Source organism: Microbacterium sp. 18062 (assembly GCF_902706225.1).
GTDB lineage: Bacteria > Actinomycetota > Actinomycetes > Actinomycetales > Microbacteriaceae > Microbacterium.
Map to the genome: position 1 here is coordinate 1 of NZ_CACSKB010000070.1, position 15,231 is coordinate 15,231.

The window sequence follows — 15,231 nt, forward strand, 5'->3', positions numbered from 1 at the left end:
GGGTGGGACGGGCGGATTCGGCCACGTCCTCAGTCTTCCACGTTCCCGGCATCCGTCGTCGGCGAGTCGGCGTCGCCGGTCATGTGCCGTCGTTCGGCGCGCTCGATGACCTTCTTGGTGACGAACACGAGCGCGAGGAACACGACGATGATCCCGACGAAGATGTAGCCGGCGAAGTGGATGCTCTCGGAGAGCTCTCGGTAGGTTCCGGCGGCGGCCGCGGCGACGCCGATGTAGAGCGTCGCCCACAGCACGCAGGCCGGTGCGGTCCACGCCAGGAAGCGGCGGTAGGAGTACGCGCTCATGCCGACGGTGAGGGGGACGAGCGAGTGGAGCACGGGGAGGAATCGCGAGATGAAGATGGCGGGACCGCCGCGCCGCTCGAGATAGCGCTCGGACCGCAGCCAGTTCGCCTCGCCGATCCGGCGCCCGAGCCGGGACCGGCGGATGCGCGGGCCCAGCACCCGGCCGAGGAGATAGCCGAGGCTCTCGCCGAGCAGGGAGCCGACGACCACGGCCGCGCCGAGAACGACGGCCTCCAGCGGGGTGGCGACGGCGGTGCCCGCGACGATCACGATCGTGTCGCCCGGCACGATCAGGCCGACCAGGACGCTCGTCTCGAGCATGATCGCGATGCCGGCGAGGAGGACGCGCAGCCCCGGGTCGACGCTGCGGACGGCGTCGAGGATCCAGGTGAGCGCCTCGTTCACGGCTCGAGCCTAGGGCGCCCGGGGGGAACTAGCCTGAGAGAGTGCTCGCCGTCGCCACGCCCGTCCCGCTCGATCACTGGGTGGATCCGGAGCGGGTGTACCCGGCGTTCTCCGAAGCCCCCGACTCGTTCTGGCTCGATGCCGGCCCGGCGGCGCGCGAGGGGTGGAGCTGGATGGGCACCGGCACCGTCGGGGACCCCGCGGAGGTGCGCTCGGTGCGGGTGTCGCGGCATCCGGAGCGCACGTCGCTGTCCGGACCTCTGGAACGCGGCTGGGTGGGATGGCTGGGCTACGAGGCCGGCGCCGCGGTCGCCGGCGCGCCCACCGCGCCCGACGACCTCCCCGCCGAGCGCTGGATGCGGGTGGACACGCTGGTGGCGTTCGACCACGCGGCGCAGCGCGTATGGGTCGTCGCGGACGACCCGGCCCCGCTCGTCCGGCGGATCACGGCGATGCCCGACCCCGCCGGAGCGCCGCGGCCCGCCGCGGCGGGCGTTGCGCACGCCCGGGTGAGCGCGACGGAGTATGCGGAGCTGATCCGAGACTGCCGAGCCGCCATCCGTCGGGGCGAGGCCTATCTGCTGTGCCTCACCACCCGGTTCAGCGTGGCGGGGGACGTCGATCCCGTCGCCGCGCACGCGGCACTCCGAGCGGCATCCCCTTCGCACCACGGCGCGCTCATCCGTACCGGGGGGATCGCGCTCGTCAGCGCGAGTCCGGAGCGCTTCCTCGATGTCTCTGACGGACTCGTCCGCACCCGCCCGATCAAGGGCACACGGCCCCGCGGACGCACACCGGAGGAGGACGGGCGGAACGCCTCGGACCTGCGCGCCGACCCGAAGGAGCGCGCGGAGAACGTCATGATCGTCGACCTCATGCGCAACGACCTCGCTCGGGTGTGCGATCCCGCGACGGTCACGGTCGAGCGCCTCCTCGAGGTCGAGACGTACGCGACGGTGCACCAGCTGGTCAGCACGATCGCCGGCCGCGTGCGCGAGGGGACGACCGTGGGCGAGCTCTGGTCGGCGACCTTCCCGGCCGGAAGCATGACGGGCGCGCCGAAGCTCTCCGCGATGACGATCCTGCAGGGGCTGGAGGGCGCGCCTCGGGGCGCCTTCTCGGGCTGCTTCGGATGGGTCGGCGACGACGGACGGCTGGATCTGGCGATGACGATCCGCACGATCGTCACGCTTCCCGGCGCCGCGTACGTCGGCGCGGGCGGGGGGATCACCTGGGCCTCCGTGCCCGATGCGGAGGTCGCCGAGGTGGCCCTCAAGGCCGCGGCGCCGCTCCGCGCGATCGGCGCCGAGCCGCCCGCGGACTGGGATCGGCGAGGTCCGGTAACCTGAACGATGCGCATCGCGCATCTTCCCGACATCCATCGATTGGTTCTCACGTGTCCGAGACATCCCCGACCGCGCCCACCGAGGGCGGGTTCGACGCGCACGCGATTCAGGCGAAGTGGCAGGAGCGATGGGCAGCCGTCGACCCCTTCCGCGCCGGCGGCGAGGAGGACACCCGCCCGCGCAAGTACGTGCTCGCGATGTTCCCGTACCCGTCGGGCGACCTGCACATGGGGCACGCCGAGAACTACCTCTACTCCGACATCGTCGCGCGCTTCTGGCGCCACCGCGGGTACAACGTGCTGCATCCGATCGGCTGGGACTCGTTCGGTCTGCCGGCCGAGAACGCCGCCATCAAGCGCGGCGCGAACCCGGTCACGTGGACCTACGACAACATCGCGCAGCAGAAGGCGAGCCTGCGCGCCTACGGTGTCTCGTTCGACTGGAGCCGTGTGCTGCACACGAGCGACCCCGAGTACTACCGCTGGAACCAGTGGCTGTTCCAGCAGCTGTTCGAACGGGGCCTGGCCTACCGCAAGGAGAGCCCGGTCAACTGGTGCCCGCACGACCAGACCGTGCTCGCGAACGAGCAGGTCGTCGACGGCCGGTGCGAGCGATGCGGCACCGTCGTGGTCAAGAAGAAGCTCACGCAGTGGTACTTCCGCATCACCGACTACGCCGACCGCCTGCTCGACGACCTGAACCAGCTCGAGGGCTTCTGGCCGCAGAAGGTCATCCAGATGCAGCGCAACTGGATCGGCCGCTCGATCGGGGCCGACATCGACTTCGAGATCGAGGGCCGGGCCGAGAAGGTGACGGTCTTCTCGACCCGTCCCGACACCCTGCACGGCGCGACCTTCATGGTCGTCGCGCCCGACTCCGACCTCGCAGCCGAGCTCGCGGCGGGCGCGGGGGCGCAGACGCGTGAGCGCTTCGAGGCGTACCTGGCCACGGTGCAGAAGTCGACCGACATCGAACGGCAGAGCACCGACCGCCCGAAGACAGGGGTGTTCCTCGACCGCTACGCGATCAACCCCGTCAACGGCGCCCGCCTGCCGGTCTGGGCCGCGGACTACGTGCTCGCCGACTACGGTCACGGCGCGGTCATGGCCGTCCCCGCACACGATCAGCGCGACCTCGACTTCGCACGGGCCTTCGACCTGCCCGTGAAGGTGGTCGTCGACACGACCGCGCCCATCACCGGGGCGATCCCGGTCCTCGAGCTCGACGAGGACGGGTACCCCATCGACCCGCTCGGCGACGAGGGCCTCGACGAGCTCGACCCGGCGCGCACCGGCGTCGCGCTGACGGGTGAGGGCCGGATGATCAACTCCGGCTCGCTCGACGGGCTGAGCAAGCGCAACGCGATCAGTCGCGTGGTGGCGGAGCTCACCGCGGCCGGCACGGGGCGCGCGGCGAAGACCTATCGCCTGCGCGACTGGCTCATCTCGCGTCAGCGGTTCTGGGGGACGCCGATCCCCATGCTGCACACCGAGGACGGCCGGATCGTGCCGGTGCCGGACGCGGAGCTGCCCGTCCGCCTGCCGGAGGTCACCGGTCTCGACCTGACCCCGAAGGGCACGTCGCCGCTCGGCGCCGCATCCGACTGGGTCCGCACCGTCGACCCCGAGACCGGCGAGCCGGCCCTCCGGGATCCGGACACGATGGACACCTTCGTCGACAGCTCCTGGTACTTCCTGCGCTTCCTCGCCCCGGGCGACGCGTCGCAGCCCTTCCCGGCACGGGAGGCGCTGAGATGGGCACCCGTCGACTTCTACATCGGGGGCGTCGAGCACGCCATTCTGCACCTGCTGTACGCGCGCTTCATCACGAAGGCGCTGTACGACATGGGGCACCTCGACTTCACCGAGCCGTTCTCGAGCCTCATCAACCAGGGCATGGTGATCCTGGACGGCGCGAAGATGTCCAAGAGCCGCGGCAACCTCGTGCTCTTCCAGGAGGAGCTCGATGCGCACGGCGCGGACGCGCTGCGCGTCGCGCTGGCGTTCGCCGGCCCGGTGGAGGACGACAAGGACTGGAAGGACGTCTCGACCACCGGCGCGACGAAGTTCCTCGCCCGGGCGCTGCGGATCGCCGGCGAGGTGTCGAGTCCGTCCGACGTGGTCTGGGCCGAGGGCGATGCGGCACTACGGCGCGTGACCCACCGCCTGTGGGCCGAGGCGCCCTCGCTCATCGAGCACACGAAGTTCAACGTCGTGGTGGCGCGGCTCATGGAGCTGGTCAACGCCATCCGCAAGACGATCGACTCCGGGCCTGGGGCGGGAGATCCCGCGGTGCGTGAGGCTGCGGAGGCCGTGGCGATGATCCTCGACCTGTTCGCCCCGCACACGGCCGAGGAGATGTGGTCGCAGCTGGGCTACCCGCCCTCGGTGGGGCTCGCGGTCTGGCGTCAGCCGGACGCGACCCTGCTGGTCGAGGAGAGCCTCACCGCGGTCGTCCAGGTCGACGGGAAGGTGCGTGCGACGCTCGACGTGTCGGCGCGGATCGACGGTCAGGAGCTCGAGCGCCTCGCACGCGCGGACGGCCGCGTGCAGCGGGCCCTCGGCGACCGGGAGATCACCCGCACCGTGGTGCGGCCCCCCAAGGTCGTCAGCTTCAGCACGACGTAGCCTCCCCATCGCGCGATGCGCGCGCCCTGTGCACAATCGCCGGGGTGCGCGCATCGCGCATGTGCGCGTGCTGCGTACCGTGGCCCGGTGACCAGCACTGATCCTGTCGCCCCGCACCGGGCGCGCGCGAGACTCGGCGCCGGGGCGGTGGTCGCGATCGTGCTCGTCGCGCTGGCGGTGACGGTCGCTATCGGCATGTTCCGCACGACCGGTGCTCCCGAGATCGTGCAGGCGACGACGGGCGCGGACGCGCCGGAGGTGGGGCCGGGGGAGATCTACGTCCACGTCTCGGGCGCGGTCTCCGAGCCCGGGCTCTACCGCCTCGTGACCGGTGCCCGCGTCTTCGATGCGGTGGCGGCGGCGGGCGGGCTCCTCGACGATGCCGACCTCGAGGCGCTGAACCTCGCCCGGGCGGTCGCGGATGGCGAGCAGGTGCGTGTCCCGGTGGTCGGAGAGACCCCGCCGGGGACGGACGGCGCGGAGGCGGGGATCGGCGCCGACGGCAGGATCGACCTCAACGCTGCCGATGCGGCGACCCTGGAACGACTGCCCCGCGTCGGGCCGGCGATCGCCGCACGCATCATCGAGTGGCGCGATGCCAACGGGCGGTTCACGAGCGTCGAGGACCTGCGCGCGGTGCCGGGGATCGGCGACAAGATGCTGGCCGCGCTCCGCGATCTCGTCACGGTGTGACCACGGTGGACCGCCGCGCGTACCGGCTCGTCCCCGCCGCGGCGGCCGCATGGCTGACGGCCTCGATCACGACCGTCCACCCCGACGCGTCGCCGCTCTCGTGCGGCGTGCTGTGGGCGTGTGCGCTGGTCGCCGTCGTCGTGCTCCTGTCGGTGCCGATGCGTCGCGGACGCACCACGCTCGCGGTGATCGCGGTCTCGATCGTGTTCGCGGCCGTTGCGGCCTCATCCGTGGCGTCCGCGGCGCCCGGGCGGTCGGCGGCGGCGGCGATGACCGGCGAGCGCGCCCTCGAGGTCGTGGTCGTCGTCACCGGGAAGGCGGCGGGCACGGTGCGCGGCCTCCGAGCCGACGCGGTCGCGGAGGAGATCCGCGCGGGTCAGACGCGGCTGGCGGCCGGCGTGCCGGTCACGCTGCTGATCGAGGAGCCCGTCGCCGGGCTCGACGTCGGGGCGCGGGTGCGCTCGGACGCCACGGCCTTTCCCGCCGAGCCGGGCGAACGTGCGGTGCTGGTCGTGCGGCTTCGCGCCGATGGCCTCGTCGTCGAGCCGCCGGAAGGGGTTCTGGCCGGGGCGGCGTGGCTGCGCACCTCGCTCGGCGCCGCCACCTCGGGACTCGCCCGACCGGGGGCGGACCTCATCCCCGGGCTCGCCGTCGGCGACACGGCGCAGGTCGACGACGATCTCGACCAGACGATGAAGGCGACGTCGCTCTCGCACCTGACGGCCGTGTCGGGGGCGAACTGCGCGATCGTGGTGGGGCTGGCCTTCCTGCTCGCGGCGGCCTGCGGCGCGCCTCGAGCCGGGCGTGTCGCCGCAGGCATGGCCGCGCTCGTCGGCTTCGTCGTCCTGGTGACGCCGGAGCCGAGCGTGGTGCGCGCGGCGACCATGGCGGCCATCGCGATGGGGGCGCTCCTGCTCGGACGACGCGGAGCGGGTCTGGCCGTCCTGAGCCTCGCGGTCGGCATCCTCCTGGCGGTCGATCCGTGGCTGTCGTCGTCGCTCGGCTTCGCCCTGTCGGCGGCGGCGACCGCGGCGCTTCTCGTGCTCGCGCCGCCCATCGGCCGCGGACTCGCCCGGTTCCTGCCGCGACCCCTCGCTCTCGCCATCGCCGTGCCGGTCTCCGCTCAGCTCGTGTGCGGTCCGCTGATCGTCCTGATCAGTCCCGGAGTGTCCGTCTACGGTGTGGTGGCGAACCTGCTGGCGGCGCCTGCCGCACCGGCGGCGACCGTGCTGGGCCTGCTCGCCTGTGTCGCCGCGCCCCTGCCGTGGCTGCAGTCGGGACTGGTCGTGCTGGCCTGGCTGCCGGCCGCGTGGATCGCGGCGACGGCCGAGACGGTCGCGGCGCTTCCGGGGAACACGCTGCCCTGGCCAGAGGGGCTGCCGGGGCTCATGGCGCTCGCGGCCGCGGGGGCGGTCGTCCTGGTGCTGCTCGTGCCGCCCGGGCGGCGGCGCATCGGCCGCGCGGTGCGGGCGATGAGCGCGGTCGCGGCGATGGCCGGCGGGGGCGTGCTCGTCGGCTCCGTGGTCGTCACATCGGTCGTCGTGCCCCTGACGACACCGCGTGACTGGGTGATCGCCATGTGCGACGTCGGTCAGGGCGACGCGGTGCTCATCCGGTCCGAGGGGCGCGTCATGCTCCTCGACACCGGGGCGGCGCCGGCGCCGACCGCCGAGTGCCTGACACGCCTGGACGTCGAGCGGCTCGACATCCTCGTCCTGACGCACTTCGATCTCGACCATGTGGGCGGCGTCGACGCCGTCGCGGGCCGCGTCGATCTCCTCCTCCACGGTCCACCCGGCGACGCGCGGGACGAGCGGGATGTGGACCGTGTCCGCGCCGAGCGGACGCGGGAGGCCACGGCGGGCATGACGGGCACGCTCGGCGCCGCCTCGTGGCGAGTGCTGTGGCCGTCGGGCTCCGCGTTCCCGCCCGGCAACGACGCGAGCGTGGTGCTGGAGGTGGCGGGGGCGGGGGTGCCGCGGACGGTGCTGCTCGGAGACCTCGGCGCAGGCGCGCAGCGCGCGCTGCTGGCGACCGGCGCGCTGCGGCCGCCCTATCGCGTGGTCAAGCTCGCGCACCACGGGTCCGCCGACCAGGAGCGTGCGCTGTACGCGGCGCTCGGCGCCGAGGTGGCCCTCATCCCGGTCGGCGGGGAGAACGGCTACGGGCATCCGCGCGCGGAGGTGTTCGACATGCTCCGCGCCACCGGCACCGTCTCGGCCCGGAGCGATCAGGACGGTCTCGTGCTCGTCGCCCTTGTGCCGCACGAGGGCGACGAGCGGCTCGCGCTGTGGCGCGAGCGGGCCCCGCCGGACGTCGGCGGCGCTGGGTAGGCTGGGAGGATGGCAGCCCGACGACCCTCCGCGCCCCGGTCCGCCATTCCCCAGGTGTCGTGGCGAGAGCCTCGTCCGGCCCCCATCGTGCTGATCTCCGGCCCCGAGGACGTCTGCGCGGAGCGTGCGACCGCGCGGTTGCGCGACTACCTCCGCGCCGAAGACCCGAGTCTCGAGATCTCCGACATAGACGCGGCCGACTATGCGGCGGGCACGCTGCTCGCCGTGAGCGCGCCGTCGCTCTTCGGCGAGCCGCGGCTCGTGCGCGTCGGAAGCGTCGAGAAGTGCTCCGACGCGTTTCTCTCCGAGGCGATCTCGTATCTCGCGCGACCGCAGGACGGCGCGACGATCGTGCTGCGCCACACCGGTGCGAGCGTGCGCGGAAAGAAGCTGCTCGAGGCGATCCGCGCCGGCCAGGGGGGCGGCGTCGAGATCGCGTGCCCCGCCGTCCGGCGCGACTCCGACCGGTACGACTTTGCGGCGGGGGAGTTCCGCGAGGCGGGCCGTCGCATCGTCCCGGCGGCGCTGCGGTCGCTGGTCGCCGCGTTCTCCGACGACCTCACCGAGCTCGCGGCGGCCTGCCAGCAGCTGATCAACGATGTCGAGGGCGACATCGGCGAGCAGATCGTCGAGCGCTACTACGGCGGCCGGGTCGAGACCTCGGCGTTCACCGTCGCCGACACGGCGATCGCCGGACGTTACGGCGATGCGCTCGTCGCGCTGCGCCAGGCCCTCGCCTCCGGCGCCGACCCGGTGCCGATGGTCGCCGCCATCGCCATGAAGCTGCGCACGATGGCGCGCGTGGCGGGCACGCGCGAGCCGTCCGGGGCGCTGGCGGCTCGTCTCGGGATGAAGGACTGGCAGGTCGATCGCGCCCGCCGCGACCTCACCGGGTGGAACCAGGACTCGCTCGGCCTCGCGATCCAGGCGGCGGCACGCGCCGACGCCGAGGTGAAGGGCGCCTCGCGCGACCCCGTCTTCGCGCTCGAGCGTCTCGTCACGGTGATCGCCACGCGTGCGCCCTACGCGGCCTGATCCTCACCCGGAGACGACGAAAGCCCGTCGCGGACGACGGGCTTTCGAACGATCCGGGCTCAGAGGGCCGCGACCTGCTTCGCGATGGCCGACTTGCGGTTCGCCGCCTGGTTCTGGTGGATGACGCCCTTGCTGACGGCCTTGTCGAGCTTCTTGGTCGCCGTGCCGAGAGCCTTCTCGGCGGCAGCCTTGTCGCCGGCGAGGACGGCCTCGCGCGTGCGACGCACGGCGCTTCTCAGCTCGCTCTTGACGGCCTTGTTGCGCTCGTGCGCCTTCTCGTTGGTCTTGTTGCGCTTGATCTGCGACTTGATGTTTGCCACGTGTGTCGTCGGACTTTCGTTTGGGAGTGTTCTCGGATTGTGCCGGTCGGCGAAGAGGGCGCTTTCCGGCGGTCATGAGGGACGGGGAATCCCTACACGCAAGCCAGCTGCCGAGTCTATCAGGTCCGGGCGGATTCCCCGGCGTCGATCGTGGCGATCGCGAGTGCGACGAGTGCGTCGAACACCTCCGGCCGCATCGCGCTGACCAGGTGCGAGGTCTTCGGCACGACGAGCAGCTCCGCGTGCGGCGCGAGACGCAGGAACAACCGCTCGTTCAGCCGGAGCTGGTCGTACTGGCCGTTGACGAACCACAGGGGCACGCGGATGCGCTGGAGCGCCGTCGGCACGTCGAGCGTCGACAGCAGCTGCAGCGCCACATCCTGGGTGTCGAAGGCGTAGCCGCCCGCGCCGAAGTCGCCCCGCGTGTGCTCCGGCAGGGTCGCGGCGAGCACCCGCTGGGTCAGCCACATCCCCCGGTCCGGGAGCGCGTCGAACCCGCGTGCCAGCAGCCGATAGGTGGTCAGTCCGACGCCGCGCGGAATGGCGGTGCACGAGGCGGCGATGAATCCCGCGATCGGGGGCGGCGTCTCGGCTCCGGCGTATTCGGTGCACAGCAGCCCGCCCATCGAGTGGCCGACCAGCAGCACGGGCCCACGGCTCGCGGCGTCGCGCACGGCGCGGTCGATCGTCGCGAAGGCCTCCTCGAGGGTGAAGGGCTCCGCCATCCGCGGTCCGTGACCGGGGAGGTCCAGGGCGACGGCGTCGACGCCCCGGCTCGCGAGCGCCTCGAGCTGAGCGCGCCACATCGACGCGGACGTGCGGATGCCGTGCACCAGCACGACCTGCACGCTCATGCCTCCAGCGTATTCGGCGAGGGCACGGCGGCGAGCTCCGCCCCCGTAGAATCGACGGAACATGTCACCGCGCGCCCTCCAGCCTCTGCAGCCCAGTGCGACTCCGCCCGAGCTGATCCGCAATTTCTGCATCATCGCCCACATCGACCACGGCAAGTCGACCCTGGCCGACCGGATGCTGCAGATCACCGGTGTGGTCGCCGACCGAGACATGCGCGCCCAGTACCTGGACCGGATGGACATCGAGCGCGAGCGCGGCATCACGATCAAGAGCCAGGCCGTGCGCATGCCGTGGGCGCTCCGCCCCCCGGTCGCCGAGCGAGAGCCGCAGGCGCGAGACGAGGTGTTCGCCCTGAACATGATCGACACGCCGGGGCACGTCGACTTCACCTATGAGGTGAGCCGCTCGCTCGCCGCGTGCGAGGGAGCCGTGCTGCTGGTCGACGCGGCGCAGGGCATCGAGGCGCAGACGCTCGCGAACCTCTATCTCGCGCTCGAGAACGACCTGCACATCATCCCCGTGCTGAACAAGATCGACCTTCCCGCCGCCGACCCGGAGAAGTTCGCGGCGGAGCTCGCGGGGCTCATCGGCGGGTCGCCCGACGACGTGCTGCGGGTCAGCGGCAAGACCGGACAGGGCGTCGAGGAGCTGCTCGACCGGATCGTCGCCGACATCCCGGCGCCGAAGGGGCAGGCCGACGCCCCGGCCCGCGCGATGATCTTCGACTCGGTCTACGACGCCTACCGCGGCGTCGTGACCTACGTGCGAATGGTCGACGGCAAGCTGGAGCCGCGCGAGCGCATCCAGATGATGTCGACGAAGGCGACGCACGAGCTCCTCGAGATCGGCGTGTCGAGCCCTGAGCCGAGCCCGACCAAGGGGCTGGGCGTCGGCGAGGTCGGCTACCTGATCACGGGCGTGAAGGACGTGCGCCAGTCGAAGGTCGGCGACACGATCACGAACGCGCGCAAGCCCGCGACCGACGCTCTCGCCGGCTACACCGACCCGAAGCCGATGGTCTTCTCGGGCGTCTACCCGATCGACGGCAGCGACTACGGCGACCTCCGCGAAGCGCTCGACAAGCTCAAGCTGTCCGACGCGTCGCTGCAGTACGAGCCCGAGACCTCGGTCGCGCTCGGCTTCGGCTTCCGCTGCGGGTTCCTCGGTCTCCTGCATCTCGAGATCATCACCGAGCGCCTGTCGCGCGAGTTCGATCTCGACCTCATCACGACGGCGCCGAGCGTCATCTACGACGTGCAGACGGATGTGGGCGAGCACGTCATCGTGACGAACCCGAGCGAGTATCCGGACGGGCGCGTCGCCACGGTGTCCGAGCCCATGGTCAAGGCGGCGATCCTCACGCCGAAGGACTACGTCGGCACCGTGATGGAGCTGTGCCAGTCCCGGCGCGGCACGCTGCTCGGGATGGAGTACCTCAGCGAGGACCGTGTCGAGCTGCGCTACAACATGCCGCTCGGCGAGATCGTCTTCGACTTCTTCGACCAGCTGAAGTCGCGTACGCAGGGGTACGCGAGCCTCGACTACGAGCCCAGCGGCACGCAGGAGGCCGACCTCGTGAAGGTCGACATCCTGCTGCAGGGCGACAAGGTGGACGCCTTCAGCTCGATCGTCCACCGCGACAAGGCGTACAGCTACGGCACGATGATGACCGAGCGGCTGCGCAAGCTCATCCCGCGTCAGCAGTTCGAGGTGCCGATCCAGGCCGCGATCGGCGCGCGCATCATCGCCCGCGAGAACATCCGCGCCATCCGCAAGGACGTGCTCGCGAAGTGCTACGGCGGCGACATCACCCGCAAGCGCAAGCTCCTCGAGAAGCAGAAGGAGGGGAAGAAGCGCATGAAGATGGTCGGTCGCGTGGAGGTCCCCCAGGAGGCCTTCATCGCCGCGCTCTCGGGTGACGTGGAGTCCAAGGACAAGAAGTAGTGGGCGGGGCGTGCGCACCGGGCTGGGTGACAGCTGGGCGCGCCGCGGACGATCACGGTTAGGCTGGGCACATGCGCCGCGGTACCTTCCGGGACGAGACCGTCGACTACGCCGCTGTCGGCGCCACCCAGGCCCCGGACCTCATGCAGTATCCGCCGGAGCGCAGCATCCCCGCGCAGGAGTCCTGGAAGATCGGCAGCGGTGAGGAGCGCTTCCGGGCGGCGGGCGACGCCCTGCTGTCCTGGCACGCCCTGCGTGACGGCGGTCTCGAGCTCGGCGACGTGCGTCCGGCGGCCGGGCCCACATACTCCGGGGTGAGCTTCGACGACGAGGGCCAGCCGATCGCCCCCAGCCGTCTCGACGCAGACCTGCGCTTCGACGCCGACGGCACGCCCTACGTGGGTCCCGGGGCGACCGTGCACGTCCGCGGGCGCGTGGGGGGCCTGAACGCCGACGGCGAGCTGCGCGTCATCTTCGTCGTCGAGGAGAAGCACCGGATCGGCTTCGCGCTCGGCACGGTCGATGGCTCGGTGGTCAGCGGCGAGGAGTCGTTCATGATCGAATGGCGCGGTGACGACGAGGTCTGGTTCACCGTGCGTGCCTTCGACCGCCCCGTCGCCCTGCTCTATCGCGTCCTGCCGGTGCTCGTGCGCCGCCGCCGCCGCGAGCTGTTCCAGCGGTACCTGCGGGCGATCTCGCCGATGTACACGACGCCGGCCTGATGTCTCCGTCGGTCCTCCCCGACGGCGATCCGGTTCCCGCCGACGGGGCTCTGCCGCACGGGATCGCGCCGGATCCGAGCGTCGACTTCGGCGTCTACCTGCACATCCCGTTCTGCCGGGTGCGGTGCGGGTACTGCGACTTCAACACCTACACCGCCGAGGAGCTCCGCGGCGAGCGCCGCGAGGACTATCCCGATGCGGTCGCCCGTGAGATCGCCCTCGCGGCGGCGGTGCTGGGAGGGACGCGCCGGCCCGCGCAGACGGTCTTCTTCGGCGGCGGCACCCCGACCCTCCTGCCGGCGGGAGCACTCGTCCGGATGCTGGACGACGTGCGGGGCGCGTTCGGGATCGCGGCCGATGCGGAGGTGACCGTCGAGGCCAACCCCGACACGGTGACGGAGGACTCCCTTCGCGAGCTCGCCGATGCGGGCGTGACCCGCGTGTCGATCGGGATGCAGTCGGCGGTGCCGCACGTGCTCGCCTCGCTCGACCGCACTCACGACCCCGCGAACGTCGCGACCGCGGTGGCCGCCGCCCGGGCGGCGGGGCTGGCGGTGAGCCTGGACCTCATCTACGGGGCGCCGGGCGAGAGCCTGGACGACTGGCGCACCTCGGTGCGCACCGCGCTCGATCTCGCGCCCGATCATCTCTCCGCGTACGCGCTGATCATCGAGGACGGCACTCAGCTCGCGCGACGGATCCGCCGCGGCGAGGTGCCGGTGCCGGACGACGACCTGCAGGCCGAGATGTACGAGCTCGTCGACGACCTCACCCGGGCCGCCGGGTTCGACTGGTACGAGGTGTCGAACTGGGCGCGCGATGCCGCGCAGCGTTCCCGGCACAACCTCGCGTACTGGCGCGGGACGGACTGGTGGGGCTTCGGCCCGGGCGCGCACAGCCACGTCGCAGGCGTGCGCTGGTGGAACGTCAAGCATCCGGCCGCGTACGCGCAGCGGCTGGGGAAAGGCGTCTCGCCGGCGGCCGCCCGCGAGGTTCCGGACGCGCAGGCGCAGGTGCTGGAACGGATCCTGCTGCAGTCGCGCATCCGGGAGGGGCTTGCGGTCGACGCCGTGCCGGCGGCGCGTCGCACGGGGATCGCCGGGCTCATCGCCGACGGTCTCGTCGAGGGCGCGGACGCCGTGCGCGGCCGGATCGTGCTGACCCGGCGCGGACGGCTGCTCGCCGACGCCGTCGTGCGGGCGCTGACGGAGTAGCCCGCCCGTCGGGGCGCGGAATCCGCACGCTGCCAGGATTCCGATGCACGGGCTAGAATTGGCACTCTCATCTCCGGAGTGCCAGGAAGGATCCCGCATGGTCAGCGAGCGCGGACTCGACGTCCTTCGTGCGATCGTGCAGGATTACGTCGAGACGCGCGAGCCCGTGGGCAGCAAGTCCATCGTCGACCGCCACTCGTTCGGCGTGTCGGCGGCGACGATCCGCAACGACATGGCCCAGCTCGAGGACGAGGACCTCATCGCGGCCCCGCACACCTCGTCCGGGCGCGTGCCGACCGACAAGGGCTACCGCGTCTTCGTCGACCACCTCGCCGAGCTCCGGCCGCTGACCACGGCGCAGCGCAATGCCATCACGGCGTTCCTCGAGGGGCCGGCTGACCTCGATGACGTGCTCGCTCGCACCGTCCGCGCGCTCACGCAGCTCACCGGGCAGGTCGCGCTCGTGCAGTACCCCTCGTTCGAGCGGGCGAACGTGACGCATGTCGAGCTCGTGCACCTCGGCGGCGCGCGGCTGGTCGTGATCGTCGTCACCGACACCGGACGGGTCTCGCAGCGGATCGCGGTCGTCCCCGACGAGCTCGACGAGACGGATGTCGCCCAGTTGCGGGCGCGCGTGTGCGCGCTCGTGGTGGGGCGCTCGGTGCGCGAGGGCACCCTGCTCGTGGCGGAGACCCTGGCGCAGCCTGCCGCGCCGACACGGGCGGATGCGGCCCTGCGGTCAACGCTCCGAGGTCTCGGCGAGGAGCTCGACGGGTTCCGGCAGGATCGCCTCGTGATGGCGGGAACGGCCAATCTCGCCCGGTCCGAAGGCGACTTCCGCGGCAGCATCTACCCGCTGCTCGAGGCGATCGAGGAGCAGGTGACGCTGCTTCGGCTGATGAGCGAGATGGTGGCCGACGGCAAGGGGCTGTCGGCATCCATCGGACGGGAGAACGCGCCGTTCGGACTCGTCGAGGCATCGGTCGTCGCCAGCGACTACGAGGCGACCGGCGGACAGGCCCGCGTGGGCCTGCTCGGCCCGATGCGGATGGACTACTCGAGCAATCTCGCGGCGGTGCGCGCAGTGGCGCACTATCTGAGCCGGCTGCTCGACGAAGACGACCGGGCGCGCTGAGCGCGGTGGACACGATCCCGCGCAGCGCGCGGGCGGGAAGGCGAAAGTGGCGGACCACTACGAAATACTGGGCGTGTCGCGCGAGGCGACGACCGACGAGATCAAGCGCGCGTATCGGCGATTGGCCCGTCAGCTGCACCCGGACGTGAACCCGGGCGCGGAGGCGTCGGAGAAGTTCAAGCTCGTGACCCATGCCTACGACGTGCTGAGCGATCCCGAGCAGCGTCGTCGCTACGACATGGGCGGTGACACCGGCGCGTTCGGCGGCGGAGGGGCCGGGTTCGGCGGGTTCAGCGA

Annotated in this window: 13 protein-coding genes; 10 read left to right on the plus strand and 3 right to left on the minus strand. The window is 71.8% G+C overall.

Annotated features, from left to right (window positions below):
• Positions 1–29 precede the first annotated feature (29 nt).
• The gene (locus GVL03_RS17535) at positions 30–710 is read right to left on the minus strand and encodes a DedA family protein (protein ID WP_159502304.1); all 681 of its coding nucleotides are present in this window, start codon (positions 708–710) and stop codon (positions 30–32) included.
• Between the two features lie 41 nt (positions 711–751).
• Between GVL03_RS17535 and GVL03_RS17540 the strand changes: the two genes are divergently transcribed.
• The 5 genes from GVL03_RS17540 to holA all read left to right on the plus strand — a co-directional run bounded on the left by GVL03_RS17540 (position 752) and on the right by holA (position 8,744).
• Complete coding sequence (locus tag GVL03_RS17540; protein WP_200847227.1) at positions 752–2,059, plus strand: anthranilate synthase component I family protein; 1,308 nt, start codon at positions 752–754, stop codon at positions 2,057–2,059.
• Between the two features lie 47 nt (positions 2,060–2,106).
• Positions 2,107–4,683 carry a leucine--tRNA ligase gene (leuS, locus tag GVL03_RS17545; RefSeq protein ID WP_159502305.1) on the plus strand — a complete coding sequence of 859 codons (2,577 nt, stop codon included), beginning with the start codon at positions 2,107–2,109 and terminating at the stop codon, positions 4,681–4,683.
• Positions 4,684–4,770: 87 nt separating this feature from the next.
• Positions 4,771–5,376, plus strand: coding sequence for a ComEA family DNA-binding protein (locus GVL03_RS17550; RefSeq protein WP_235038224.1), 606 nt, complete (start codon positions 4,771–4,773; stop codon positions 5,374–5,376).
• Complete coding sequence (locus tag GVL03_RS17555) at positions 5,373–7,709, plus strand: ComEC/Rec2 family competence protein (RefSeq protein WP_159502307.1); 2,337 nt, start codon at positions 5,373–5,375, stop codon at positions 7,707–7,709. Before GVL03_RS17550 ends, GVL03_RS17555 begins: the two co-directional genes overlap by 4 nt.
• A 9-nt stretch (positions 7,710–7,718) precedes the next feature.
• Complete coding sequence (holA, locus tag GVL03_RS17560) at positions 7,719–8,744, plus strand: DNA polymerase III subunit delta (RefSeq protein ID WP_159502308.1); 1,026 nt, start codon at positions 7,719–7,721, stop codon at positions 8,742–8,744.
• Positions 8,745–8,803: 59 nt separating this feature from the next.
• On the opposite strand, the gene rpsT is transcribed toward holA, so the two are convergent.
• The gene (gene rpsT / locus GVL03_RS17565; RefSeq protein WP_159502309.1) at positions 8,804–9,064 is read right to left on the minus strand and encodes a 30S ribosomal protein S20; all 261 of its coding nucleotides are present in this window, start codon (positions 9,062–9,064) and stop codon (positions 8,804–8,806) included.
• A gap of 119 nt (positions 9,065–9,183) precedes the next feature.
• Positions 9,184–9,918 (minus strand): alpha/beta fold hydrolase, encoded by a 735-nt coding sequence (locus GVL03_RS17570; protein WP_159502310.1) that lies wholly within the window; start codon positions 9,916–9,918, stop codon positions 9,184–9,186.
• Between the two features lie 61 nt (positions 9,919–9,979).
• Here GVL03_RS17570 and lepA point away from each other — a divergent pair, with 61 nt between their 5' ends.
• From lepA to GVL03_RS17595, 5 genes are all read left to right on the plus strand, one after another.
• Complete coding sequence (gene lepA, locus GVL03_RS17575; RefSeq protein WP_159502311.1) at positions 9,980–11,863, plus strand: translation elongation factor 4; 1,884 nt, start codon at positions 9,980–9,982, stop codon at positions 11,861–11,863.
• Positions 11,864–11,934: 71 nt separating this feature from the next.
• Complete coding sequence (locus GVL03_RS17580; RefSeq protein WP_159502312.1) at positions 11,935–12,585, plus strand: DUF1990 family protein; 651 nt, start codon at positions 11,935–11,937, stop codon at positions 12,583–12,585.
• Entirely contained in the window at positions 12,585–13,799 is a 1,215-nt protein-coding gene (gene hemW / locus GVL03_RS17585) for a radical SAM family heme chaperone HemW (protein WP_159502313.1), read from the plus strand. The genes GVL03_RS17580 and hemW overlap by 1 nt, the downstream gene beginning before the upstream one ends.
• 97 nt (positions 13,800–13,896) lie before the next feature.
• Complete coding sequence (gene hrcA / locus GVL03_RS17590) at positions 13,897–14,934, plus strand: heat-inducible transcriptional repressor HrcA (protein WP_159502314.1); 1,038 nt, start codon at positions 13,897–13,899, stop codon at positions 14,932–14,934.
• 46 nt (positions 14,935–14,980) lie between these two features.
• Positions 14,981–15,231 (plus strand): DnaJ domain-containing protein (locus GVL03_RS17595; RefSeq protein ID WP_159502315.1); only part of this gene is annotated, 251 nt, incomplete at its 3' end.